The sequence below is a fragment of the Enterococcus durans genome, from assembly GCF_002277935.1.
Taxonomy (GTDB): domain Bacteria; phylum Bacillota; class Bacilli; order Lactobacillales; family Enterococcaceae; genus Enterococcus_B; species Enterococcus_B durans.
The window spans coordinates 1,120,614-1,145,305 of record NZ_CP022930.1; the positions used below are offsets into that span (position 1 = coordinate 1,120,614).

Annotated in this window: 26 protein-coding genes; 24 read left to right on the top strand and 2 right to left on the bottom strand. The window is 39.1% G+C overall.

The genetic code is table 11. From position 1 onward, the window contains the following. Positions 1-8: 8 nt before the first annotated feature. The 13 genes from rplO to truA all read left to right on the top strand — a co-directional run bounded on the left by rplO (position 9) and on the right by truA (position 8,756). Complete coding sequence (gene rplO, locus CJZ72_RS05450) at positions 9-449, top strand: 50S ribosomal protein L15 (protein WP_005880742.1); 441 nt, start codon at positions 9-11, stop codon at positions 447-449. Beyond that, complete coding sequence (secY, locus tag CJZ72_RS05455; RefSeq protein ID WP_081133715.1) at positions 449-1,744, top strand: preprotein translocase subunit SecY; 1,296 nt, start codon at positions 449-451, stop codon at positions 1,742-1,744. The genes rplO and secY overlap by 1 nt, the downstream gene beginning before the upstream one ends. Before the next feature lie 65 nt (positions 1,745-1,809). After that, positions 1,810-2,457, top strand: a complete 648-nt coding sequence (locus tag CJZ72_RS05460) for an adenylate kinase (RefSeq protein ID WP_005880738.1) — start codon at positions 1,810-1,812, stop codon at positions 2,455-2,457. 191 nt (positions 2,458-2,648) lie between these two features. After that, positions 2,649-2,867: a translation initiation factor IF-1 gene (gene infA, locus CJZ72_RS05465; protein ID WP_002288695.1), complete on the top strand. Its 219-nt coding sequence runs from the start codon at positions 2,649-2,651 to the stop codon at positions 2,865-2,867. A 32-nt stretch (positions 2,868-2,899) separates the two neighbouring features. Further along, positions 2,900-3,016, top strand: coding sequence for a 50S ribosomal protein L36 (gene rpmJ / locus CJZ72_RS05470; RefSeq protein WP_002288710.1), 117 nt, complete (start codon positions 2,900-2,902; stop codon positions 3,014-3,016). Between the two features lie 17 nt (positions 3,017-3,033). Next, positions 3,034-3,399: a 30S ribosomal protein S13 gene (gene rpsM, locus CJZ72_RS05475; protein WP_002288713.1), complete on the top strand. Its 366-nt coding sequence runs from the start codon at positions 3,034-3,036 to the stop codon at positions 3,397-3,399. 27 nt (positions 3,400-3,426) lie between these two features. After that, positions 3,427-3,816, top strand: a complete 390-nt coding sequence (gene rpsK, locus CJZ72_RS05480) for a 30S ribosomal protein S11 (protein ID WP_002288714.1) — start codon at positions 3,427-3,429, stop codon at positions 3,814-3,816. 79 nt (positions 3,817-3,895) lie between these two features. After that, positions 3,896-4,834, top strand: a complete 939-nt coding sequence (locus CJZ72_RS05485; RefSeq protein WP_005880735.1) for a DNA-directed RNA polymerase subunit alpha — start codon at positions 3,896-3,898, stop codon at positions 4,832-4,834. A gap of 27 nt (positions 4,835-4,861) precedes the next feature. After that, entirely contained in the window at positions 4,862-5,242 is a 381-nt protein-coding gene (gene rplQ / locus CJZ72_RS05490; RefSeq protein ID WP_005880733.1) for a 50S ribosomal protein L17, read from the top strand. 274 nt (positions 5,243-5,516) lie between these two features. Beyond that, positions 5,517-6,356: an energy-coupling factor ABC transporter ATP-binding protein gene (locus CJZ72_RS05495; protein ID WP_081133716.1), complete on the top strand. Its 840-nt coding sequence runs from the start codon at positions 5,517-5,519 to the stop codon at positions 6,354-6,356. Next, positions 6,332-7,201, top strand: coding sequence for an energy-coupling factor ABC transporter ATP-binding protein (locus tag CJZ72_RS05500; RefSeq protein WP_081133717.1), 870 nt, complete (start codon positions 6,332-6,334; stop codon positions 7,199-7,201). Before CJZ72_RS05495 ends, CJZ72_RS05500 begins: the two co-directional genes overlap by 25 nt. Continuing rightward, entirely contained in the window at positions 7,191-7,988 is a 798-nt protein-coding gene (locus CJZ72_RS05505) for an energy-coupling factor transporter transmembrane component T family protein (RefSeq protein WP_081133718.1), read from the top strand. Before CJZ72_RS05500 ends, CJZ72_RS05505 begins: the two co-directional genes overlap by 11 nt. 21 nt (positions 7,989-8,009) lie before the next feature. After that, positions 8,010-8,756 carry a tRNA pseudouridine(38-40) synthase TruA gene (gene truA / locus CJZ72_RS05510; protein ID WP_081133719.1) on the top strand — a complete coding sequence of 249 codons (747 nt, stop codon included), beginning with the start codon at positions 8,010-8,012 and terminating at the stop codon, positions 8,754-8,756. 49 nt (positions 8,757-8,805) lie between these two features. On the opposite strand, the gene CJZ72_RS05515 is transcribed toward truA, so the two are convergent. Continuing rightward, positions 8,806-11,469 carry a YfhO family protein gene (locus tag CJZ72_RS05515; RefSeq protein ID WP_081133720.1) on the bottom strand — a complete coding sequence of 888 codons (2,664 nt, stop codon included), beginning with the start codon at positions 11,467-11,469 and terminating at the stop codon, positions 8,806-8,808. 382 nt (positions 11,470-11,851) lie between these two features. Then, positions 11,852-12,040, bottom strand: a complete 189-nt coding sequence (rpmB, locus tag CJZ72_RS05520) for a 50S ribosomal protein L28 (protein ID WP_005880725.1) — start codon at positions 12,038-12,040, stop codon at positions 11,852-11,854. Between the two features lie 270 nt (positions 12,041-12,310). Between rpmB and CJZ72_RS05530 the strand changes: the two genes are divergently transcribed. The 11 genes from CJZ72_RS05530 to CJZ72_RS05580 all read left to right on the top strand — a co-directional run bounded on the left by CJZ72_RS05530 (position 12,311) and on the right by CJZ72_RS05580 (position 24,632). Next, positions 12,311-12,673, top strand: coding sequence for an Asp23/Gls24 family envelope stress response protein (locus tag CJZ72_RS05530; RefSeq protein ID WP_005880723.1), 363 nt, complete (start codon positions 12,311-12,313; stop codon positions 12,671-12,673). Between the two features lie 52 nt (positions 12,674-12,725). Then, entirely contained in the window at positions 12,726-14,408 is a 1,683-nt protein-coding gene (locus CJZ72_RS05535) for a DAK2 domain-containing protein (protein WP_081133721.1), read from the top strand. Between the two features lie 121 nt (positions 14,409-14,529). Next, on the top strand, positions 14,530-16,572 hold the full coding sequence (gene recG / locus CJZ72_RS05540) for an ATP-dependent DNA helicase RecG (protein WP_258547432.1): 2,043 nt from the start codon (positions 14,530-14,532) through the stop codon (positions 16,570-16,572). A 47-nt stretch (positions 16,573-16,619) separates the two neighbouring features. Then, a complete protein-coding gene (gene plsX, locus CJZ72_RS05545; RefSeq protein WP_005880717.1) occupies positions 16,620-17,621 on the top strand; it encodes a phosphate acyltransferase PlsX in 1,002 nt (333 codons plus the stop codon). Positions 17,622-17,744: 123 nt separating this feature from the next. Next, positions 17,745-17,987: an acyl carrier protein gene (gene acpP, locus CJZ72_RS05550; RefSeq protein ID WP_005880715.1), complete on the top strand. Its 243-nt coding sequence runs from the start codon at positions 17,745-17,747 to the stop codon at positions 17,985-17,987. Positions 17,988-18,260: 273 nt separating this feature from the next. Beyond that, entirely contained in the window at positions 18,261-19,265 is a 1,005-nt protein-coding gene (locus CJZ72_RS05555; RefSeq protein WP_081133723.1) for an ABC transporter ATP-binding protein, read from the top strand. After that, on the top strand, positions 19,266-20,210 hold the full coding sequence (locus tag CJZ72_RS05560; protein ID WP_081133724.1) for an ABC transporter ATP-binding protein: 945 nt from the start codon (positions 19,266-19,268) through the stop codon (positions 20,208-20,210). Further along, positions 20,210-21,172 (top strand): oligopeptide ABC transporter permease, encoded by a 963-nt coding sequence (gene opp4B / locus CJZ72_RS05565; RefSeq protein WP_005880710.1) that lies wholly within the window; start codon positions 20,210-20,212, stop codon positions 21,170-21,172. The genes CJZ72_RS05560 and opp4B overlap by 1 nt, the downstream gene beginning before the upstream one ends. A 26-nt stretch (positions 21,173-21,198) precedes the next feature. Further along, positions 21,199-22,113 (top strand): ABC transporter permease, encoded by a 915-nt coding sequence (locus CJZ72_RS05570; protein ID WP_081133725.1) that lies wholly within the window; start codon positions 21,199-21,201, stop codon positions 22,111-22,113. A 22-nt stretch (positions 22,114-22,135) separates the two neighbouring features. Further along, positions 22,136-23,920 carry an oligopeptide ABC transporter substrate-binding protein gene (locus CJZ72_RS05575; protein ID WP_095443676.1) on the top strand — a complete coding sequence of 595 codons (1,785 nt, stop codon included), beginning with the start codon at positions 22,136-22,138 and terminating at the stop codon, positions 23,918-23,920. 334 nt (positions 23,921-24,254) lie between these two features. After that, positions 24,255-24,632: a hypothetical protein gene (locus CJZ72_RS05580; RefSeq protein ID WP_095443677.1), complete on the top strand. Its 378-nt coding sequence runs from the start codon at positions 24,255-24,257 to the stop codon at positions 24,630-24,632. The last annotated feature ends 60 nt before the right edge of the window (positions 24,633-24,692 follow it).

Below are 24,692 nucleotides of genomic sequence, written 5' to 3' on the forward strand. Positions count from 1 at the left end.
CCAAACCTATGAAACTTCATGAATTGAAACCTGCAGAAGGTTCACGCCAAGTACGCAATCGTGTTGGACGTGGTACTTCTTCTGGTAACGGAAAAACTGCTGGACGCGGTCAAAAAGGACAAAAAGCTCGTTCAGGCGGTGGTGTACGTCTAGGATTTGAAGGTGGACAAACGCCATTATTCCGTCGTTTACCAAAACGTGGATTCACAAACGTGAACCGTAAAGACTACGCAGTTGTTAACCTTGATGTCTTGAATCGCTTTGAAGACGGTGCTGAAGTAACACCAGTTGCTTTAGTAGAAGCTGGAATCGTGAAAAACGAAAAAGCTGGAATCAAAGTATTAGCTAACGGTGAATTAACTAAAAAATTAACTGTGAAGGCCGCAAAATTCTCTAAAGCAGCTGAAGAAGCAATCGTTGCTGCTGGTGGATCAATCGAGGTGATCTAATGCTTAAACTATTAAAAGATGCTTTTAAAGTAAAAGATATTAGATCAAAAATCCTATTCACAGTGTTTGTTCTATTTGTATTTCGTCTAGGCGCACATATTACTGTGCCTGGCGTAGATGCTAGTTCATTGCAAAATCTTTCTTCTTTGCCATTTTTCAATATGTTGAACTTAGTCAGTGGTAGTGCGATGCAAAACTTCTCTATCTTCTCAATGGGGGTTTCACCTTACATTACAGCGTCTATCGTCATCCAATTGCTACAAATGGATATCGTTCCACGTTTCGTGGAATGGTCAAAACAAGGGGAAGTTGGTCGTAAAAAGTTAAATCAAGCAACACGATACCTGACATTAGTATTGGCATTTATCCAATCAGTCGGTATCACTGCTGGGTTTAACCAATATGCCCAATTAGGTTTTGTCAATAACCCTAATGTGTCAACATATGTAACGATCGGTCTGATCTTGACTGCCGGTACAATGTTTGTCACTTGGTTAGGAGAACAAATCACCGAAAAAGGTATTGGTAATGGTGTGTCAATGATCATCTTTGCAGGGATCATTTCTAGACTACCTGAAAGTGTCAAAGAAATTTATGAAGATTACTTTATAAACATTGATCCTTCAGATATCTGGAAATCTGCAATTTTCGTTGCCATCTTACTTGTTGCGATTTTATTGATCGTAACGTTTGTCACATTTTTCCAACAAGCTGAACGCAAGATCCCGATCCAATATACGAAACGCGTAGCAGGCGCTCCAACAAGTAGTTATCTACCGTTGAAAGTGAATGCGGCTGGGGTTATCCCGGTTATCTTCGCCAGCTCGTTTATTGCTACTCCTAATGCGGTATTACAAGCATTGAGTGGTCGGTTTGGATCTGAAAATTGGTATAAGATAATGATGGAGATCTTTAACTATAACACGGCGCCAGGTGCGACGATTTATACGATACTGATCGTTGCATTTACGTTCTTCTATGCTTTTGTTCAAGTGAACCCTGAGAAATTAGCGGAAAACTTACAAAAACAAGGAAGTTATATACCAAGCGTACGCCCTGGTAAGGGGACTGAAGAGTATGTCTCAAGCTTATTGATGCGTTTAAGTACAGTCGGTGCAATTTTCCTTGGTTTGGTGGCTTTATTACCGATCATTGCTCAAATGGTCTGGAATTTGCCTCAATCTATCGGGTTAGGTGGTACCAGCTTACTGATCGTTATCGGTGTTGCTTTAGAAACTGCGAAACAGTTAGAAGGCTTAATGCTGAAACGTAAATATGTTGGATTTATTGAGTAAGAGTAAGAAAGCGTGTTGAGGTTTTTCCTCAACACACGTTCTCACATTTATTAGGAGGGTAAACAATGAACCTCATTTTAATGGGGCTACCAGGCGCGGGTAAAGGAACACAAGCAGAAAAAATCATTGATGCTTATCATATTCCGCATATCTCAACAGGAGACATGTTTCGTGCAGCAATGAAAAATGAAACAGCTCTTGGCTTGGAAGCAAAGTCTTATATTGATAAAGGTGCATTAGTTCCTGATGAAGTAACAAATGGAATCGTGAAAGAGCGTTTAGCTGAACCAGATACGGAGAAAGGCTTCTTATTAGATGGCTTTCCACGTACGATTGAGCAAGCAGAAGCTCTGGACGCAATGCTGAAAGATTTAAATAAAAAAATTGATGCTGTCATCGATATCCATGTTGGTGAAGAAGTATTGGTTGAGCGTTTAGCTGGCCGATTCATCTGCCGTAACTGTGGAGCAACTTACCATAAAATTTTCAACCCTACAAAAGTTGAAGACACATGTGATCGTTGTGGTGGGCATGAATTCTATCAAAGAGAAGATGATAAACCTGAGACGGTTAAAAATCGTCTGGCTATCAACATCAAAAATAGTGAACCAATCTTGGCTTATTATAAAGAACAAGGTTTGCTACACACTATCGATGGTGATCGTGAAATCGATGCTGTATTTACTGATGTACAAAAAATCATTGAAAAATAGCACGATTGCCCGTAGCCGACTTGCATTAAGCAGTTACTCTTGTCAAGTTCAATAAATTATGATAGAATATGTCAGTCCGACTTCTAGAGAAATCCTCTAGATGATCCATTTTGAGAATTTTGAGGTGGGAACTGCAGTTTCCGCCATTTTATCGTGTGAAAATGCGAAACAAGTACAAGGAGGTACTGTGCGTGGCAAAAGAAGATATGATTGAAGTCGAAGGTACAGTCGTCGAAACTTTGCCGAATGCAATGTTTAAAGTTGAACTAGAAAACGGACACCAAGTTCTTGCTACTGTTTCAGGTAAAATTCGTATGCATTACATCCGTATCTTACCTGGTGACAAAGTGACGGTTGAATTGTCTCCGTACGATTTAAACCGTGGCCGTATTACTTATCGCTTTAAATAATTGTACTCCGTAAAACTACAGGAGGTATTATCATGAAAGTAAGACCATCAGTAAAACCAATGTGCGAACATTGTAAAGTAATTCGTCGTAAAGGACGCGTTATGGTGATTTGCCCAGCAAATCCAAAACATAAACAACGTCAAGGATAATTGGAGGTGCAATAAATATGGCTCGTATTGCAGGAGTAGATATTCCTCGTGATAAACGTGTAGTAGTTTCACTTACTTATATCTATGGTATTGGTAACACTACTGCTAAAAAAATCTTAGCTGATGCTGGTGTATCTGAAGATGTTCGCGTTCGTGAATTAACGAATGAACAAACAGATGCTATCCGTGCGGAAGTAGATAAATTAAAAGTTGAAGGTGATCTTCGTCGTGAAGTGAACTTAAACATCAAACGCTTGATGGAAATCGGTTCATACCGAGGCATCCGTCATCGCCGTGGTTTGCCTGTTCGTGGACAAAACACGAAAAACAATGCACGTACTCGTAAAGGCCCAGCTCGCGCTATCGCTGGCAAGAAAAAATAATTCTTAAGTGAAGGAGGTTAAAACTTCATGGCAGCAAAAAAAGTGAATCGTAAACGCCGTGTGAAAAAGAATATAGAAGCAGGTATTGCACATATCCATTCTACATTCAACAACACTATCATCATGATCACTGATACTCACGGAAATGCATTAGCGTGGTCGTCAGCTGGTTCATTAGGCTTCAAAGGAAGCAAAAAATCAACTCCTTTTGCCGCTCAAATGGCAGCAGAAACAGCTACAAAAGCAGCAATGGAACACGGATTAAAGACTGTTGAAGTAACAGTTAAAGGACCTGGTTCTGGACGTGAAGCAGCAATTCGTTCATTACAAGCTACAGGTTTAGAAGTGACTGCAATTCGTGACGTGACTCCAGTTCCTCATAATGGTGCCCGCCCTCCAAAACGCCGTCGTGTTTAATGAGTGCCGCTCATTTTGAGTTCTATTAGTAACGTCATTGAACAAGACACTTTTCGTTTTGAAAGGGGTAAAGATAAGAATGATTGAGTTCGAAAAACCAAGAATCGCAAAAATTGATGAAGAAAAAGATTATGGCAAGTTCATCGTTGAACCTCTTGAAAGAGGCTATGGGACTACTTTAGGGAATTCCCTACGTCGTATTTTATTATCTTCTTTGCCAGGTGCTGCCATCACTAATATTCAAATCGATGGTGTACTGCATGAATTCTCTACCATTAAAGGTGTACGAGAAGACGTCACTCAAATCATCTTGAACATTAAAGGTTTAGCACTGAAAATGTATGGCCAAGAAGAAAAAACCCTTGAAATCGATATTACCGGACCTGCTACAGTAACTGCTGGCGATATTATCGTTGATAGTGAGGTAGAAATTCTTAACAAAGATATGTACATCTGTAGTGTCTCAGAAGGTGCTACGTTCCATGCTCGCTTAACAGTGAAACCAGGACGTGGTTATGTTCAAGCAGATGAAAACAAAAAAGAAGATATGCCGATCGGCGTACTTCCAGTCGATTCAATCTACACACCAGTTCGTCGTGTAAACTACCAAGTAGAAAACACTCGTGTTGGACACCGTGAAGATTTTGATAAATTGACGATGGAGATTTGGACAGATGGTTCAATCGAACCATTGGAAGCAATGAGTTTATCTGCAAAAATCATGACTGAACATTTAGATATTTTTGTTAACCTGACTGATGAAGCAAAAAATGCTGAAATCATGGTCGAAAAGGAAGAAACACAAAAAGAAAAAATGTTGGAAATGACAATTGAAGAATTAGACTTATCTGTTCGCTCTTACAATTGTTTAAAACGTGCAGGAATCAATACTGTACAAGAACTTACGAATAAATCTGAGCCAGAAATGATCAAAGTCCGTAACTTAGGACGTAAATCATTAGAAGAAGTGAAAGCAAAATTACACGACTTAGGTTTAGGTTTACGTAAAGAAGATTAAAACCTTTTACGAAGGAGGGAAACCAACGTGAGTTATCGTAAACTAGGACGCACATCTAGCCAACGTAAAGCGATGTTGCGTGATTTAACAACTGACTTATTAATTAACGAACGTATTGTGACTACTGAAGCTCGTGCGAAAGAAGTTCGCTCAACTACAGAAAAAATGATCACTTTAGGCAAACGTGGAGACTTGCATGCACGTCGTCAAGCTGCGGCTTTTGTACGTAATGAAGTTGCTAGCGTACGTGAAGAAAATGAGGATATCGTCATTGAATCAGCTTTGCAAAAACTATTCAACGATATTGCACCTCGTTATGCTGAACGTCAAGGTGGCTACACTCGTATCTTGAAGACAGAACCAAGACGCGGTGATGGTGCACCAATGGTTGTCTTAGAACTTGTCTAAAATCACACTAATAACATCACTTTATAGATGATTCTTTTAGAGTGTTATGATGTTGGAAGTTAACTCTTCCGAGTCTAGCTCAGCGCTACTCCTCAAGTCGGATCGATTTGAGGAGTATGCACTCATCATAAAGTGTTTTTTTGTACCTTCAATTAACTGTCTTGACATCTATTCGAAGGTACAAAAAAACACTTTAATTAAAACGGAAACAATTGAAAAATCAGGTATTTTTTGATAGTGTTAGTAGGAACTTTAGGATGGAGAAGGAGTAATTATGGAGCCAATTATTGAATTAGGAAAGATTAATTACAAATACCAACCAGATGACCCCCGTTTTGCGTTAAAAGATATTTCATTTACGATCAATCAAGGTGAATGGATCGCAATTATCGGGCACAATGGTTCAGGTAAATCAACACTCGCAAAGACGATCAACGGTCTGCTTTTGCCAGAATCAGGCACGGTAAAGGTAGGAAAGCAGTTACTAAATGAAGAAAACATCTGGGCTATACGTCGAATGGTCGGCATGGTTTTCCAAAATCCTGACAACCAGTTTGTCGGATCAACAGTGGAAGATGATGTTGCTTTTGGTCTTGAGAATCAGGGTATCCCACGTGAAGAAATGGTGGTTCGTGTAAAGGATGCACTTGAAAAAGTCCGTATGAGTGACTTTGCAAAAAGAGAACCTGCACGATTGTCTGGTGGACAAAAACAACGAGTTGCTATTGCAGGGGTTGTTGCGTTACGGCCAGATATCATCATTTTAGATGAAGCGACTAGCATGTTAGACCCCGAAGGACGAGAAGAAGTTATTTCGACGATCAAAAAGATCAAAGAAGAAAGCAACTTGACGGTCATATCTATCACACATGATATCGATGAAGCAGCGAATGCCAATCGGATATTTGTCATGAAACAAGGTGAGCTAGTTAATGAAGGGACACCAGAAGAAATTTTTTCTGCTGGTCCTGAACTGATCAATCTTGGGTTGGATCTTCCTTTTCCTGAAAAATTAAAGAGTGCATTAAAACAACGAGGTTTTGTCGTTCCAGAAGAGTACATGACTGAAGAAGGGATGGTGGACTGGTTATGGACATCCGTTTTGAAAAAGTAGATTTTACGTATCAGCCCAATACGCCATTTGAACAAAGAGCGCTATTTGATATTGATATGACGATTGAAGAAAATAGCTATACAGCTCTGGTCGGTCATACAGGTAGTGGTAAATCGACCCTACTTCAACATCTAAATGCATTGGTCAAGCCTACGAGTGGAATCGTACATATTGGCGATCGACAAATCAAACCTGATACGAACAATAAAAATTTAAAACCGATCCGTAAAAAAGTCGGGATCGTTTTTCAATTTCCTGAAGCACAATTATTTGAAGAAACAGTCGCTCGAGATATTGCATTTGGTCCTAAAAATTTTGGAGTCAGTGACGAAGATGCGCTTCAGTTAGCAAAAGAGATGCTTGGGCATGTTGGTTTAGATGAGACTTACTTAGAACGTTCGCCATTTGAATTGTCTGGTGGACAAATGCGACGAGTGGCTATTGCTGGGGTCTTAGCAATGAAACCAGAAGTACTCGTTTTAGATGAGCCAACAGCGGGACTTGACCCGCAGGGAAGAAAAGAAATGATGGATATGTTCTGGCGTCTGCATAAAGAGCAGAATATTACGATCGTACTAGTTACCCACTTGATGGACGATGTGGCGAACTACGCCGATTATGTCTATGTACTTGAAAAAGGGAAAATTGTCGAAAGTGGACGACCCCATCAAGTTTTTCAAAATCTTACCTGGTTGAAAGACAAGCAATTAGGTGTTCCTACTGCTACCGAGTTTGCAGAAAAATTAAACAATCGCGAGAAGCTATTTTCCGAGTTGCCGATCACTGCTGAAGAGTTGGCAGATAAGATTGTTGAATTAGCAGGAGGAAATGCACATGATGAATAAATTGATTTTTGGTCGGTATATGCCAGGGAATTCCTTGATTCACCGATTAGATCCTCGTGCAAAATTATTAGCCAGCTTCTATTTTATCGGTATCATTTTTTTAGCAAATAATTGGCAGACTTACGCACTATTAGCTGTTTTCACATTGCTTGCTGTTTTTCTTTCGAAAGTCGATATCAAATTCTTCATTCGTGGTATTCGACCGTTGATCTGGTTGATCTTATTCACCGTAGCTTTACAAGTCTTATTTACAAGCGGTGGCGCGACTTATTGGAGTTGGGGGATCTTTAACATCACTGAATTTGGTGTGATGAACGGACTTTTCATTTTTTGCCGTTTCGTATTGATCATCTTTATGTCGACATTATTGACATTGACCACGCCTCCTTTAGAATTGTCTGATGCAATTGAATATCTGTTAAGACCACTAAAAGCTGTGCGTTTTCCAGTACACGAAATCTCCTTGATGTTGTCGATCGCCTTACGTTTTGTTCCTACTTTGATGGATGAAACAGAAAAAATCATGAATGCGCAACGCGCACGTGGCGTCGATTTTGGAGAAGGTAGCTTAGTTCAAAAAATGAAAGCTGTCATTCCCTTGTTGATCCCGTTATTTGTAAGCAGTTTTAATCGTGCAGAAGATTTGGCGACAGCTATGGAAGCAAGAGGCTATCAAGGTGGTGAAGGACGAACGAAATATCGTATCCTTCATTGGCACAACCGTGACACGTTCGTCATTCTTGCATTTGTATTATTGACGATCGCGTTGATTTTTTTAAGAAGCTGATTTAGTAGAAAAGGTGAATGTATGACACGCTACAAAGCAATTATTGCATATGATGGAACGAACTTTAATGGATTTCAAAAACAGCCAAATGGTCGTACCGTACAAGAAGAAATAGAAAAAACATTAACAAAGATGGCGAATGGTAAAGAAATCACTGTTTTTGGGTCTGGTCGTACAGATGCAGGAGTACATGCAATGGGGCAAGTGATCCATTTTGATTACCCCGAAGAGCGTCCGTTAGAACGCATGCGTTTTGCTTTAGATACGCAGTCACCAGAAGATATTGCAGTGAAAGAAGTAGCAATTGTTTCAGAAGATTTCCATGCTCGTTATCTTGTAAAAGAAAAAACGTATCAATTTCGAGTGGATATAGGCAAACCGCGTAGTCCATTTCTACGCCATTATGCCAGTTATTTTCCTTATCCAATAGATGTGGAAAAGATCCAACGAGCGCTTCCTGATTTATTAGGAACACATGATTTCACTTCTTTTTGTGCTTCTGGTAGCTCTATCGAAGACAAAGTTCGAACGATCTATGAAGCGAAAATGGAAGTGAATGAAACCGGCGATGAGCTTTTGTTTACTTTCCGCGGCAATGGTTTTCTTTACAAAATGATCCGTATCTTAGTTGGAACATTGCTTAAAATTGGGAATGGACGTTTGGCAGAGGATAGTATTCCTGAAATCATAGCGAAAAAAGATCGTAATGCTGCTGGACCGACTGCTCATCCAGAAGGGCTATATCTTTACGAAGTCAAATATGAATGAAAAAACTCCTTTAGTATCTGATGATGATCAGACGACTAAAGGAGTTTTTTTATTTTCTTCTACGATGTGAGGTCCTTTGCGGAGCTGGTTGTTCGATTTCAGTAACTCGTTTAAATGAACTATTACGCTTTAGATACCAGACGTAGAGAATGAACAGGGCAAGACAGAGAACGAATAAGATGGCACCGATCATAAATCCCTGAGGTAAATAACTAAACGTGACAGTGTGCTTACCTGCTGGAACTTTGATCATCAAGAAGGCATCTTTAAAGTTTTCTACCTCTACTGACTTGCCATCAACTTTGGCTTTCCAACCTGCATCATAAGGAATCGTTGTGACAAGCATCTTATCTTCAGGAGTATTGACTGTTCCTGTAGCGGTACGTCCTGTAGTGTCCATCTCAACACCGTTGTCCTTGATCTGGTTCATGGCAGCTTGATAAGCTACAACATCTAAGCCGATGACTTTGGGTGCCATAAAACTAACTTCTTTTGTGCCATAAAAACTAGCAGTAAAGGTGACTGTCGTTTCTTGCGGATAATAACCAAGATCGTAATATTGCCCAGAGATATTGATTTGGGTCTTGCGTGACATCCCATTGACTGTAATGGTAGCAGTTGAACTTTCTAATTGTGCATAATTCGTTGGGAAAAGGCTCAAGTAAGCTTGTGTATTTGCTGGTACTTTCACTTCCCAAGTTAAGACTTTTGGCTGATTTTCAGCTGTTTCGCCATAAGTCACACCTGTTGATGTATTGCTGACTGTGACATTTTGCTGGCTTTTTAATGTTGGTGTATAGAATGTATAATACTGTTCGTTCAAACCAGACAGTTGGTTGATTAAATTTGTTTGACTAGTCAAATTATCTGTCAGTGGCTGTTCTACATCATTGATCGACAAAGGAGCAGTAAAGGCTAAAGGTAAAGCATTGATATTTTTATAGAGCGTGTAATCACCGCTTTGATCTTCTCGAATAAAGCCGTATTTACTAAAGCTGCTGTCGTTTTTCGCGATATTGTATTTGATTCCTGTAAAACCATCCATCAACAAAGTATTATTCGCATAGCGAATGTTCAAATTCGTTCCGCGAGAACGAAACCCTAATGTATCCAGATAAGAAGAAGAGTTTCGGTTTCTGATAGAAGAAAACAAACTAATCCCGCTATAACCATAATTGATCGAATCATTCGGTGAGACGGGGTCAAGGTTTTCTAAACGATAAAATGTATCTGATTCTTTTTTTGTTTTGTCAACTAATGCTTTCAATGAGGGCGCAGGATCAGTATACAAACTTCGCGATGCGTAATTCCAATCATCTAAAATACCATGGATCATGCTGTTCGTATTGACACTTGCTTCTGCAGTCATGAGCAACAATAACAATAGACTGAGGTATTTAACTGACTGTTTGTGATGGTGGAAAAAACCGATCGTCAAAGCATAGAGCCCTAAGAAAACAACAGTCAAAACAAAGGAAGTCGTTGTGACATAAGAATAACTATCTGCTGGTTTCAGTCCCCAAGCAGTGGTGAAGACCGCTGCAAGAAGAATGATGATCCCGACTAGTAATCCCTGATCTTCTTTCGTCAGTACTTCCCAAGCTTTGGCAGCTAGTAAAATAACTAAGAAAGAAAACAGATACGCATAACGGAATAAGAACATGTTCGGTGCGTGCATCCCATGCCAGAATAGATTCAAAGGAACGATATAAAAACTAGCAATCAACAGTGCAAACAAACTACCAAATAAAAGTTTGTTTTTGACAGTGATTTTTCGGCTGATAAAATAAAACAGGCACAGTACTAATGGAAACAATCCGGCGTAAATAAAAGGAATCGAACCATATTTGGTTGTATCATAAACGCCCACCATATTTTTCATGATCAGATCCAAGTAGGAAGTGGCCTCTGTTTTGAACGTCGTGATCTGAGTCAGTGCTTCTCCATTAGAGCGCAGATCAAGGATAGCCGGCAAAATAATGATCATTGAAGCACCACCAGCTAGTAAAGAGGTAATGCCGTAAGAAAGAATCGTTTTTTTATATACCGACCAATTACTTAGAAGTCTAACAACAAAGTAAAGGAAGGAAAAGACACCGATCATGAATCCCATATAAAAACTCGATAGAAAGAGTAAGAGATAGCTGACAAATAGGACGATCGGTTTTTTTAAATCCATTACTCGATGAATCCCTAGAATGATCAAGGGAAGGTAAATAAAGGCATCTAACCACATGATGATTTCTGAGTGTGCAGTGATGAAAGAAATCGATGCATAGCTAACACTTAGCGCAACATGGCCCCAACGAGGTATCTTGTATGTTCTTGCAAGAAACCAAAAAGATAATCCTGCACAGCCGACTTTTAAGATCGTAAGAAAATAAAGGGCATCAGGCATCATCTGATTAGGGAACAACACCACAAGTGGTGTGAAGATCCCGCCTAGATAGTACGAGATCAAAGAAAGGTAATTCAAACCGAGAGAGGCATTCCATGTATAGAAAATACTTTGCTTTCCAAGTAACATATTCCGAAAGCTTGCATGAAAGTTAGAAAATTGTGAAAAGGCATCACTCGCAAGAATGCTGCGGTCACTTCCAGGATAGATACCGATACTTAGATAAACAAGTGTGAGTATCAGTAAAGGAATCAGGAAGCTAGCTAATGCGTAGCGACCATTCTCTTTAAGAAAAAGTTTTAATTTTGTTTTCATATTCAAACCACCAATTTCTATGATAATGAAGATACTTCTAGTTTATCACATTCATCTTTTTCTCCACCTTAAAAGACTTTACATTTCATAAAAAAATAAAAAAACAAAATAAATAATACAAAATCGTCAAATATTATAGGAAACATAACGAAATAATTGAATTTATCTAGACGAAATCCTAGCTAAATAAACTATCAATAGAAGATTATACCTACGTTTCATAAACAGTTGAGCAATCATAAAAAGACAAATACCCGATACTTTTAAGTGGTATGAAAAAATACCTAAAGCAAGAACTCAATGAAGAGTCTACTTTAGGTATTTTTACTTGTTATATGTAAATAAAAACCGTTCAACAATGAACGGTTCAAACTTTATTCAATTAAACGCGTTCAACTTTTCCTGATTTCAAAGCACGAGTTGACACCCAAACTTTTTTAGGTGTTCCGTCGATCATTACGCGAACTTTTTGTAAGTTAGGTTTAACAGTACGTTTTGTTGAGTTCATAGCGTGTGAACGGTTGTTTCCACTTTTTGTCTTGCGACCTGTAAAGTAACAAACTTTTGCCATGTAAATTTCCTCCTTTGCCTTGATTTGGAGCAATAGAATAATTCAGCTCATACCAGACTAACATATCATATAGAATAGTAATTTGCAAGCACATTTTCACTGATAGAATTGACATTTGTCAAGAATAATTGTAAATTATACAAGGTTATTTCTAAAAAATTCGTGGGTTTTTGAGTACTTTAGGGTAACTACCTTTTATTTCAGGTTGCGCTATGATAAAATATGATAGAAGAAAAATGGGAGTATTTTACCCGTTAAGGAGGCTCATTCATGGCTGTAAAAATTCAAACGTCAGCTGGAACCATTGAAATTACCAATGATGTGATTGCAACAGTTGTTGGTGGCGCCGCGACAGATGTGTTCGGTGTTGTAGGAATGGCCAGCAAAAATCAAATCAAAGATAATATCACTGAGATTTTACGTAAAGAAAATTATGCTAGAGGTGTAGTCGTTCGTCAAGAAGATAACGGTATCGCGGTGGACGTTTATACGATTATTAGCTATGGTACAAAAATTTCGGAAGTTTCACGTAATGTTCAAGAAAAAGTAAAATACAACTTGGAGGCATTATTAGGTGTAACAGCCAATTCTGTTAATGTCTTTGTCCAAGGTGTTCGTGTACTGCCAGACTAGGCAGGAGGCTTGCTGATTCATTCAGCAGTCGATCTGAAGGAGGATTATCTAGGTGAGTTTAACAGAAATCAGTGCAAGCCAATTCCAGGAAATGGTTCAGGCGGGCGCGAATCGTCTGCAAATAAATGCAGAATATGTCAATTCGTTAAATGTATTTCCAGTTCCTGATGGAGATACTGGTACAAATATGAATTTATCCATGACTAGCGGAGCAAAAGCAGTAGTTGACTCTACTTCTGAAAAAGTAGGAGATCTAGCAACGATGCTATCTAAAGGATTATTGATGGGAGCTCGAGGAAATTCAGGCGTTATCTTGTCTCAATTATTTCGCGGTTTTTCCAAACAAATTCCAGATGTAACAGTATTAAATGCTACCGATCTAGCGGCGGCTTTTACACATGGTGTTGAAACAGCTTATAAAGCGGTCATGAAACCAGTGGAAGGAACGATCCTGACAGTAGCGAGAGAAGCTGCTAAAGCTGGCGAAAAGAAAGCGAAATCAACCGATGATGTAATAGAAGTGATGACTGCCGTTGTCAAAGGCGGAAAACGTGCTTTAGCTAAAACACCTGACTTATTGCCAGTATTAAAAGAAGTAGGTGTAGTCGATAGTGGTGGACAAGGGCTACTGTTTGTCTATGAAGGTTTTTTGAGCGCTTTGAACGGTGAATTCCAAGCAGATGAAGTCTATGAACCATCTCCAGCAGAAATGGATGACATGGTCAATGCGGAACATCATCGTAGTGTCCAAGGACAATTAGCTACAGAAGATATCCACTATGGCTACTGTACAGAAATCATGGTGAAAATCGGCGAAGGACCAACCGTTGATAGCCAATTTGATTATGAAGAGTTCCGCAATTACTTAGACGGATTAGGCGATTCATTATTAGTAGTCAATGATGAAGAAATCATCAAAGTACATGTTCACACAGAAAATCCAGGTGAAGTATTGAACTATGGACAAAAATTTGGTTCATTAGTGAAAATAAAAGTGGATAATATGCGTTTGCAACATGAAACGATTTTAGAGCATGACGAAGATGTCAATGCGTTTGCACAACAAAAACCGACACGTACACCTTATGGTATCGTAGCAATCGCTGCTGGCGAAGGGATCCAAGAGTTATTTAAAAGCTTAGGTGCAAATTACGTGATCAGTGGTGGTCAAACAATGAATCCAAGTACAGAGGACATTGTCAAAGCCATTCAAGAGGTCAATGCAGACAAAGTTATCGTGTTGCCAAACAACAAAAATATTTTCATGGCTGCTGACCAAGCAGCTGAAGTTGCTGAAATCCCAGTAGCAGTCGTGCCATCAAAGACGATCTCTCAAGGATTGACAGCGATGCTATCATTCAATGATCAACTATCATTAGATGAAAATAAACAAACAATGACAGAAATGCTTTCAAGTGTAGTGAGCGGTCAAGTGACACATGCTATTCGTGACACAACGATTGATGGCGTAAAAATCACTGAAGGTGACTTTTTAGGAATGATCGATGGAAAAATCGTGATCTCTAATCCAGATATCGTGGAAACTTCATTAGATACTCTAGAAAAAATGATCACTGAAGACACAGAAATCGTAACGATCTTAGCTGGTGAAGGCGGCTCAGTTGAGCAAGCAGAAGCTTTGACAGCTAAGTTAGTCGAACGTTATCCAGATTTGGAATTCGAGATCCATCAAGGAGACCAACCTGTTTATCCATATCTATTCTCAGCAGAATAAGAACGTAGCAAAGAATGATCGAATTAGTAAGGGCTGTGCCAGAGAAATGGTACAGCCCTCTTTCTAAGGAATGGCTGAAACAGAATAAGACAGCCAGTTGGGAAATGACGAAGAGGAGGAAATGACCATGCGATCTTTGAATGATCCAGTTACGGTGTTGGCTGGTGTGGGAGAGAAAAGAGCCGTGAGTCTTGCCAGTTTAGGCATACATACGATTGAAGATTTACTGACCTATTATCCTTTTCGCTATGAAGATATCCAAGAAAGAAATTTAAATGAGATCCAAGACCAAGAGAAAGTAACCTTAAAAGGACTTGTGGTTTCTCCACCTGTCATGAGCCGATTTGGATACAAAAAAAGTCGATTACAGTTTCGAATGATGCAAGATCATGCAGTGTTCAATGTTTCTTTTTTCAATCAACCTTATTTAAAAGATAAAATCATTTTATCAGAAGAAATCGCCGTCTATGGAAAATGGGATGCAAAACGAAAAGCGTTAAATGGAATGAAAATCTTGGGTTCTCAAACATTAGATGATTTTTCTCCTATCTATCATGTCAATAAATCGATACGCCAAACGACCTTAGTTGATCTGATAAAAAAAGGATTTGAAGAATACGGACAATTACTTGAAGAAAATCTGCCGATCTACTTAGTCGAGAAGTATCGTTTATTGGATCGACCAACAGCTGTTCGAAGTATGCATTTTCCCAAAAATCATGAAGAAAATCATCAGGCGAAGCGACGAATCGTTTTTGAGGAATTCTTTTTGTTCCAAATGCGACTTCAAGGACTAAAAAAAGCCGAAAAAGCAGAAAAAAATGGACTGGAGATCTTATACGATATCCAACGATTAAAAGAGTTTACCAAGAAATTGCCCTTTGAATTAACGAATGCACAAAAACGCGTAACGAATGAAATTTGTCGTGACCTGAGAAGCCCGCAGCATATGCAACGTCTTTTACAAGGGGATGTAGGAAGTGGGAAAACGATTGTAGCTGCTATTGCTTTGTATGCTACGATCACAGCGGGATTCCAAGGCGCATTGATGGTACCCACTGAAATTTTGGCACAACAGCATATGGAAAGTTTACAGCAATTGTTTGATCCAACAGAAGTAAAGCTTGCTCTTTTAACTGGTTCAACGAAAGCCAAAGAACGAAAGGAACTAATGGAACAGCTAGAAACCGGAGAAATAGACATTATAATAGGTACACATGCGTTGATCCAAGAAGGCGTGGAGTTTCAAAATCTGGGGTTAGTGATCACAGACGAGCAGCATCGCTTTGGAGTCAATCAACGAAAAGTGCTTCGGGAGAAAGGTTGGCGGCCAGATGTGTTGTTTATGACTGCAACGCCGATTCCTCGTACGTTAGCAATTACCGCGTATGGAGAGATGGATGTTTCGATCATCGATGAGCTGCCAGCCGGGCGGATCCCCATAGAAACACGTTGGGTGAGAACGCCGCAATTAGACAGTGTATTGGATTGGACACATAAAGAATTAGCTAAGGGACATCAGATGTATGTGATTTGTCCATTGATCGAAGAATCCGAAGCACTGGATGTGAAAAATGCGGTAGAAATCTATGAGAAATTAAGTGAGCTGTTTGCACCTCAGTATGAAGTGGGATTATTACATGGTAAAATGAAGAATCAAGAAAAAGATGCGATCATGGAAACCTTTAAAGAAAATAAGATGCAAATCTTAGTTTCGACGACCGTTATCGAAGTCGGAGTAAATGTTCCAAATGCCACAGTCATGCTGATCATGGATGCGGATCGTTTTGGACTAGCACAGTTGCATCAATTGCGTGGCCGAGTTGGTCGCGGTAGTGATGCTTCCTATTGTGTGTTAGTCGCTAATCCTAAGAATGAATTGGGCGTTGAACGGATGAAAATCATGACAGAAACAAATAATGGCTTTGTATTAAGTGAAAAAGACTTAGAATTACGTGGTCCTGGAGAAGTCTTTGGCTTTCGCCAATCAGGGCTGCCTCAATTTGCGATTGCCGATCTTGTGGCTGATGGCAATGTGTTGGAAGTCGCCCGTGAAGAAGCGCAGAATGTTTGGCAAATTAAAAATTGGCAGGTACTACCAGAATATCGGCCTTTGGTAGATAGTCTAGAGGTAGAAAATCAAGATAATCATTATTTTGATTAGCAGACTATGCTATACTTTATAGTGATGATAAAAAAGGAGTGGAAATAATGAGAATCGCCGTAGATGCAATGGGTGGCGACCACGCACCACAAGCAATTGTGGAAGGTGTGGCTTTAGCACAACAAGATTTCCCAGATGTGGAATTTATCCTTTATGGTAAGGAAGCAGAAATCAAAAAATATTTGACAAATGAAAAAAATATCACGATCGTGCATACAGACGAAAAAATAAGCAGTGATGATGAACCAGTTAAAGCGATCCGTCGTAAAAAGACCGCTTCGATGGTTTTAGCGGCGCAAGCAGTGAAAAACGGAGAGGCAGACGCTATTTTCTCAGCCGGAAATACAGGAGCATTATTAGCTGCAGGATTATTTATCGTTGGCAGGATCAAAAACATCGAACGTCCTGGATTAATGTCCACATTGCCTGTTATTGGCAAACCTGATGCTGGTTTTGATATGTTGGATTTAGGTGCAAATGCTGAAAACAAAGCGGAGCATCTTCTACAATATGGTATACTTGGTTCGTTTTATGCACGAAAAGTTCGTGGTATTGGTCGCCCTCGGGTTGCACTATTGAACAACGGAACAGAAGAAACCAAAGGAAGCGAACTTACGAAAAAGGCTTTTGAATTACTACACAATGAAACGAGTTTGAATTTCATTGGTAATGTAGAAGCAAGAGAATTGCTAAATGGTGTTGCTGACGTGGTCGTCACTGATGGATTCACTGGGAACGCTGTGTTGAAATCAATCGAAGGTACTGCAATGAATATGATGGATCTTTTGAAATCAGCCATTTTAAATGAAGGTTTTAAAGGGAAAATGGGGGCTGTACTACTAAAAAACGGCCTGCGTTCATTAAAATCTGAAATGGATTACTCTAAACATGGCGGAGCTGTGCTCTTTGGACTGAAAGCGCCAGTGATCAAAACTCATGGTGCAACGGGTCCAGATGCGGTAAGATATACGATCCGCCAAATCCATACGATGCTTGAAACAAATGTAGTCGGCCAATTGGTTGAACAATTTGAAAAAAGCGCAGAGTGACTTTTTTTATCCGAATGAGAAAAAGTCGGTGGAAAAAAAGGTGGACATTCTTAAAAAATGCCAGTAGAATTAGCGTTGGCGAAAGAAAGTCGACAATTTCGATAATTGTTGGAGGTGAAAACATTGGCACGTGAAGAAATATTTAACAAAGTAGCGAAAATTATTTCAAATCATTTTGAAATTGATACAGATAAAGTAACTGATGAATTAAATATCAAAGATGACCTAAAAGCTGACTCAATTAGCATCATGGAATTTGTTTTGGAGCTTGAAGACGAGTTTGGAACAGAGATCTCTGATGAAGACGCAGAACAAATTGAAACAGTTGGCGGCGCGGTAGATTATATCAGCAGTCATCTTAACTAATTTTCGATAGAGAGAAGTGAGTAAAGACTATTTTTGGTCTTTACTCACTTTTTTTTAATCTTTTCTGAAAATGAAAAGGGTTTTAAATAGATTTTTCTGACAATTCTGGCAACACTTCGAAATAATCTTGCATTATAAAACGATTTTCTATATAATTATTAATAATCTATTACACGAAGCTTAAAATAATGCTTGTTATAAAACGTTTTACTCTGTGTAATATTATTTTTTATTAATAAAACTTCCGTCGTGGGAGCAGAGAGGGGTATTCGATTGTCAGATAATCAACTATTAGATGTTCAAAACCTACATACAGGCTTCCGTCTTAAAGATGAATATTACGATGCAGTAGATGACGTTTCTTTTACGTTAGATAAAAACGAGATCTTAGCAATCGTGGGCGAATCTGGGTGCGGGAAAAGTACATTAGCTACTACTATCATGGGGTTACTTGATCCAAACAATACAAAGATCACAGGTGAAATTTTATATAATGATTTAAACTTGATCGAATTAAACGAAACTTTATATAACAAGATTCGTGGAAATGATATTGGCATGATTTTCCAGGATCCATTATCTGCATTAAACCCTTTGATGAAAATTGAAGACCAAATAAAAGAAGGTTTGTCTTACCATACAAAAATGAACGCAGAACAAAGACAAGCACGTGCTTTAGAATTATTAGAACAAGTTGGTATCCCTAACCCTGAACGAGTAGGACGACAATATCCTCATGAATTATCAGGTGGGATGAGACAACGTGTGATCATCGCCATTGCTATTGCCTGCAAGCCACCGATCATCATCGCTGATGAACCAACTACTGCTTTAGATGTAACGATCCAAGCACAGATCCTTGATTTATTAAAAGATTTACAAGAAGAAACAAAAGCAGGAATCATCCTCATCACGCACGATTTAGGTGTCGTTGCTGAAATGGCGGATCGTGTAGCCGTTATGTATGGCGGTCAGTTCGTCGAAGTAGCGAGTGTGAAGGAATTGTTTGAAAATCCACAACATCCATATACACGTTCTTTATTGAACTCTATTCCTCAAGAAGGAAATCATGATGCGGAACTACATGTGATTGAAGGGGTTGTTCCATCTTTAAAAAACATGCCGCGTGAAGGTTGCCGTTTTGCTCCTCGGATTCCTTGGATCCCTGCGAGTGATCATGAAGAAAATCCAATTCTTCATGAAATTGCTCCGAATCATTTGGTTCGTTGCTCATGCTACAAACATTTCCACTTTAGAGACGAAAAAGGAGAGGTGTAGATGTCAGAATTAATCACAATCAACGATTTGAAAGTTCACTATCCGATTCGTAGTGGTTTCTTTAATCGAGTAACGGATCATGTTTACGCAGTAGATGGCGTAGATTTTATCATTGAAAAAGGAAAAACTTATGGGTTGGTCGGTGAATCTGGCTCAGGAAAATCGACAACCGGAAAAGCGGTTGTTGGGTTGGAAAAAGTTACATCTGGTCAGATCATTTACGAAGGCAAAGATGTGACTCAGCGAAGCAACCGAAAAAAAATCGGCTATAACAAAGATGTCCAAATGATCTTCCAAGATTCGATGTCCAGTTTAAATCCTAAAAAACGAGTATTAGATATCATTGCTGAACCTATTCGTAATTTCGAACGCCTGAGCGATCAGGAAGAAAAGAAAAAAGTAAAAGGATTGCTAGATATCGTAGGAATGCCTGAAGATGCATTGTACAAATACCCTCATGAATTTTCGGGTGGTCAACGTCAACGTCTCGGTGTTGCTCGAGCAGTAGCAACGAATCCAAAATTAATTGTAGCAGATGAACCAGTATCTGCCTTAGATTTATCTGTACAAGCGCAAGTACTAAACTTCATGAAGCGAATCCAACAAGAATTTGGCCTCAGCTATTTATTTATTTCTCATGACCTAGGAGTCGTAAAGCATATGTGTGACAACATTGCTATTATGTATAAAGGACGCTTTGTTGAGATTGGTACTCGTGAAGATATCTATAATGACCCACGTCACATCTACACCAAACGTTTGCTTTCGGCTATTCCTCAGATTGATGTGGAAAATCGAGAACTTCATAAAGAGAATCGTCGGAAAGTGGAAAAAGAGTATATTCAAAACCAAAATGAGTATTACGATCAGACGGGACGAGTATACGATTTACGTACGATTACAGCAACGCATGAAGTAGCGTTGAAAGACGGAGGTGCTAGTTAATGTGGAAAACGATTCTAAGACGTGTGCTACTGATGATCCCGCAAGTGATCATACTTAGTGTATTGATCTTCATGTTGGCAAAAGCGATGCCGGGAGATCCATTTACCGGATTGATCAATCCAAACCAAGATCCAGCTGTTATTGAACGAATGAGACAAGCCGCAGGGTTGAATGATCCGTGGTATGAGCAATATTTCCGTTGGATAGGCAACGCACTGCATGGAGATTTGGGACAAAGTTTCTTATATAAACGTACAGTTGCTGATTTGATCGGTGAACGAATCATCAATACACTCTATCTATCAGTTTTGACAGTTATTATTACGTATTTGATTGCTGTACCGTTAGGAATGTTAGCAGGTAGATATCAAAATTCGATTTTAGATAAAGTTGTCGTGATTTATAACTTCTTCAGTTTTGCTGTACCATTGTTCATTTTTGGTCTGATCATGCTGTTTATTTTTGGTTATCGCTTAGGCTGGTTTCCAACGAGCGGTTCACAGACCTTGGGCTTACAGGGTGGATTTATTACGCAGCTGTTTGACCGAATGAAATATATCATTTTACCATCGATTACCCAAGCCTTCTTAGCAACAGCTGTCACGATCCAGTATTTAAGAAGTGAAGTCATTGATTCTAAGTCTCTGGATTTTGTACGGACAGCCCGTTCAAAAGGTGTACCAACGAAAAAAGTATTTAGTCGTCACATTTTCCGTAACGCGGCATTGCCGATGGCTTCGCAGATGGGATATGAAATCACTTCCTTGATTGCAGGGTCAGTAGTTATTGAAAAAATCTTTGGTTACCCTGGGGTCGGGAAATTGTTTATCGATGCGATTGGTCAACGAGACTATACGGTTATTACATCCTTAGTATTGATTTTAGGAATTGCAACGTTGATCGGAACCTTGCTATCAGATATCATCATGAGCATTGTCGATCCACGTATTCGTATCCAATAAAATCAATCTGAAAGGAGCAAAAGCAAATGAGCGATAAAAAGAAAGAAGTTACGCAAGAAAGCATCCCACCAATGGGTTTGCGAATGATTGCGCGTGAATTTAAAAAAGATAAAATAGCCATTTTTTCATTAGGCTTACTAGTGGTTTTATTGTTAGTCATTTTTATTGGTGCGCTATTCACTGACCAAGACAAAGTGATGTACGTAAGTATCTTTGACAAGTATGCAGCTCCGGGTGCTATTTCCGCTGAAGGTACAAAATTTATTTTAGGTGCAGATGAAGGTGGCCGTGATGTCCTTGGACAATTAATTATTGGTGCCAGAAACTCTGTGACGATTGGCTTTGCGATCACAGTGATTACGTCCATCATTGGTGTAGGCTTAGGGATCATCTCTGGTTACTACGGTGGGATCGTTGATAATATTTTGATGCGTATCGTTGATTTTATCATGATTCTACCGATCATGTTGATCATCATCGTGTTTGTATCGATTATTGCGAATTACAACGTATGGTCATTTATTTTCATCATGAGTGCTTTTTATTGGGTGGCAAAAGCCCGGTTATTCAGAAGTAAAACATTATCTGAAGCAAGACGTGATTACGTGAGTGCTTCGAAGACGATGGGAACAGGCGATTTTAAAATCATGTTCCGTGAAATCATGCCGAACTTAAGTTCATTGATCATCACCAACTTAACGATGAACTTTGCGGCAAATATTGGGATCGAAACCACTTTGACTTTCTTAGGGTTTGGGTTGCCAGCGAATGTTCCAAGTTTAGGGACATTGATTGGCTATGCCAGCAGTGGAGAAGTTTTAGTGAATCGACAATGGATCTGGTTACCTGCGTCAATTCTAATTTTAGTTTTGATGTTAAGTATCAACTATGTCGGTCAAGCATTCAAGCGTTCTGCTGATGCCCGACAACGACTAGGATAGAAAGAAAAGGGGGATATAGGATATGAAAAAAACGGTTTTAGGATTTGCAACACTGCTTACAGTAGTAGCACTAGCTGCTTGCGGTAGTGGCGGGAGTACTGATTCTTCAGGAAGCAATTCCGCAGATAAAGGGGACAGTAAAAAAGAGTTAACGTTTCCTTTAGCAACAAAAAATGATAAAGATTCAGTGAAAGACGGCGAACTAGAGGCTGCGGTAGCAACAGACAGCCAGTTCAAAGGACTTTTCCAATGGGAATTCTATCAAGATGCTTATGATGCTGCATTCATGGCACCTTCTCATGAAGCATTGTTTGCTAATGACGCTAGTTTCAAAATCAATGATAAAGGGGCTGCAACGTTAGATTTAGACCAAGATGCGAAAAAAGCAACAATCAAAATCAAAGATAACGTAAAATGGTCTGATGGCAAAGCTGTAACGGCAGATGATGTTATTTTCCCTTATGAAATCATCGGTAACAAAGATTACACAGGTATTCGCTATGACGATACTTTCCAAAATATCGTAGGTATGGAAGAGTATCATGATGGAAAAGCAGATACAATTTCTGGTATCAAAAAAGTAGACGATTCAACTGTTGAAATCCAATATAAAAAAGTAGAACCAAGTATGCTACAAGCTGGCGGCGGAGTTTGGGCCTATGCTGCACCAAAACATACGCTTGAAGGCGTTGCAATCAAAGATATGGAATCAAGCGATCAAGTACGTAAACATCCAGTTACTTTTGGTCCTTACTACATGAGTAATATCGTCTCTGGTGAATCTGTAGAATATTTACCAAATGAATACTACTGGGGCGGCAAACCTAAATTGAAAAAAATCACTATGAAATCAGTGCCAATTGCAAGTGCAACAGAAGCAGTGACTTCAAAATTGTATGACATGGTTTTCCAAATGCCTACAGATACGTATGACACATACAAAGATGTAGAAGGCTACACAAACTTAGGTCGTCAACAAACATCTTATACTTACCTAGGCTTCAAGCTAGGCACATGGGATGCTGCTAAGAATACTGTAAACTATGACAAAAATTCAAAAATGGCAGACAAATCATTGCGACAAGCAATGGGCTATGCATTAGATAATAATGCAGTAGGTGAACGTTTCTACGCTGGTTTGAGAAGCAATGCAACATCATTGATTCCTCCAGTATTTGAAGGTTACCATGACAAAGACCAAAAAGGCTATACTCAAGATATGGATAAAGCGAAGAAATTGTTAGATGATGCTGGTTACAAAGATGTAGATGACGATGGTCTAAGAGAAGATAAAGATGGTAAGAAATTGACAATCAACTTTGCATCAATGGCAGGTGGCGAAACAGCTCAACCATTAGCTGACTACTATGTTCAACAATGGAAAAAAATCGGTTTGAATGTAAAATATACAACTGGTCGTCTGATCGAATTCAACTCATTCTATGACAAATTAGAAAATGATGATCCTGAAATCGATGTATACCAAGCAGCTTGGAATACTGGTACTGATCCAAATCCAAACGGCTTGTGGGGCAAAAATGCAGCATTCAACTACACACGCTTTGCTTCAGATGAAAATACGAAATTGATTGATGATATCGGCTCTGATAAATCATTCGATGCGGATTACCAAAAAGAAGCTTATAAGAAATGGCAAAAATATGCTTTCGATGAAGCTTTTGCAATCCCAACATTATTCCGTAATGAAGTATTGCCAGTCAACGATCGCGTAAAAGATTGGAACTGGGCATACGATGAACCAAATCCATGGGCTAAAGTTTCTGTAACAGCAGATTCACGTTCATAAAAAAATCAGAAAAAACCACAAAACAGTTGATCTGTTTTGTGGTTTTTTTGTTTATTTTAAGATGCGGTTGATTATGAATGTTTTTTAATTTGAAATGACAAGCTATCATTTGTACATAACATTGTTATTGCTTACTATTTAAGAGAGGGACAAAGTCAGAAATCCATATCTTAAAAATCGTTATTTAATAATGACAGACTAATCGAATATCCAGCGATGATCTAGAGCGAATGCTCTTCATCATAAATTAAGAAAGGAGGCAAAACGACTCGGTGTTGGAAACATCAAAAATCGCTCGTTGGGACTTAAAGTAAAACTGAAAAGGAGAATGATGATGAGAAGAATCAAAAAGAATATGACATGTATCATTGGGCTTTTTTCTATGGTTGTTTTATTTACCCCGCTTTCTCAAGTCAGTGCAACACAAACGATTGAACCTTTAGTGGTGACCACAGAACCAACGATCTTGGATCTAGATGAAACAAACAGTTTACTTCCAAGACAAACAAGAATCACAACAAATACGTTTTATGGGGGTGTGACAGGAATTCCCGGATTTGGCACAGTATGGGGAGAGTTTTACCCTACGCAAAGAGAAGTAGCGGTACAAGCTAAAGGGAAACAGGTAGTATATGGACCTCCCGGTAGAACGGCTAAAGCAACGGCTCCACGTGCATTTACTGGAAATACTTCCGGATGGTGGTGGAGATAAAGAAGAGAAGCTAGGATAAAACATTAGAACGAAATACCCGAACTTAGTTATTGCTTTTAC

What these genes read in the sequence shown, in the direction of transcription:
- truA (WP_081133719.1), top strand. Translation starts at nt 8,010, where the DNA reads ATGACACGCTACAAAGCAATTATTGCATATGATGGAACGAACTTTAAT.
- CJZ72_RS05570 (WP_081133725.1), top strand. Translation starts at nt 21,199, where the DNA reads ATGAGCGATAAAAAGAAAGAAGTTACGCAAGAAAGCATCCCACCAATG.
- CJZ72_RS05530 (WP_005880723.1), top strand. Translation starts at nt 12,311, where the DNA reads ATGGCTGTAAAAATTCAAACGTCAGCTGGAACCATTGAAATTACCAAT.
- rplO (WP_005880742.1), top strand. Translation starts at nt 9, where the DNA reads ATGAAACTTCATGAATTGAAACCTGCAGAAGGTTCACGCCAAGTACGC.
- CJZ72_RS05460 (WP_005880738.1), top strand. Translation starts at nt 1,810, where the DNA reads ATGAACCTCATTTTAATGGGGCTACCAGGCGCGGGTAAAGGAACACAA.
- CJZ72_RS05500 (WP_081133717.1), top strand. Translation starts at nt 6,332, where the DNA reads ATGGACATCCGTTTTGAAAAAGTAGATTTTACGTATCAGCCCAATACG.
- CJZ72_RS05575 (WP_095443676.1), top strand. Translation starts at nt 22,136, where the DNA reads ATGAAAAAAACGGTTTTAGGATTTGCAACACTGCTTACAGTAGTAGCA.
- plsX (WP_005880717.1), top strand. Translation starts at nt 16,620, where the DNA reads ATGAGAATCGCCGTAGATGCAATGGGTGGCGACCACGCACCACAAGCA.
- CJZ72_RS05505 (WP_081133718.1), top strand. Translation starts at nt 7,191, where the DNA reads ATGATGAATAAATTGATTTTTGGTCGGTATATGCCAGGGAATTCCTTG.
- CJZ72_RS05560 (WP_081133724.1), top strand. Translation starts at nt 19,266, where the DNA reads ATGTCAGAATTAATCACAATCAACGATTTGAAAGTTCACTATCCGATT.
- secY (WP_081133715.1), top strand. Translation starts at nt 449, where the DNA reads ATGCTTAAACTATTAAAAGATGCTTTTAAAGTAAAAGATATTAGATCA.
- rpmJ (WP_002288710.1), top strand. Translation starts at nt 2,900, where the DNA reads ATGAAAGTAAGACCATCAGTAAAACCAATGTGCGAACATTGTAAAGTA.
- rpsK (WP_002288714.1), top strand. Translation starts at nt 3,427, where the DNA reads ATGGCAGCAAAAAAAGTGAATCGTAAACGCCGTGTGAAAAAGAATATA.
- CJZ72_RS05495 (WP_081133716.1), top strand. Translation starts at nt 5,517, where the DNA reads ATGGAGCCAATTATTGAATTAGGAAAGATTAATTACAAATACCAACCA.
- rpmB (WP_005880725.1), bottom strand. Translation starts at nt 12,040, where the DNA reads ATGGCAAAAGTTTGTTACTTTACAGGTCGCAAGACAAAAAGTGGAAAC.
- CJZ72_RS05485 (WP_005880735.1), top strand. Translation starts at nt 3,896, where the DNA reads ATGATTGAGTTCGAAAAACCAAGAATCGCAAAAATTGATGAAGAAAAA.
- CJZ72_RS05515 (WP_081133720.1), bottom strand. Translation starts at nt 11,469, where the DNA reads ATGAAAACAAAATTAAAACTTTTTCTTAAAGAGAATGGTCGCTACGCA.
- opp4B (WP_005880710.1), top strand. Translation starts at nt 20,210, where the DNA reads ATGTGGAAAACGATTCTAAGACGTGTGCTACTGATGATCCCGCAAGTG.
- recG (WP_258547432.1), top strand. Translation starts at nt 14,530, where the DNA reads ATGACCATGCGATCTTTGAATGATCCAGTTACGGTGTTGGCTGGTGTG.
- rpsM (WP_002288713.1), top strand. Translation starts at nt 3,034, where the DNA reads ATGGCTCGTATTGCAGGAGTAGATATTCCTCGTGATAAACGTGTAGTA.
- CJZ72_RS05580 (WP_095443677.1), top strand. Translation starts at nt 24,255, where the DNA reads ATGAGAAGAATCAAAAAGAATATGACATGTATCATTGGGCTTTTTTCT.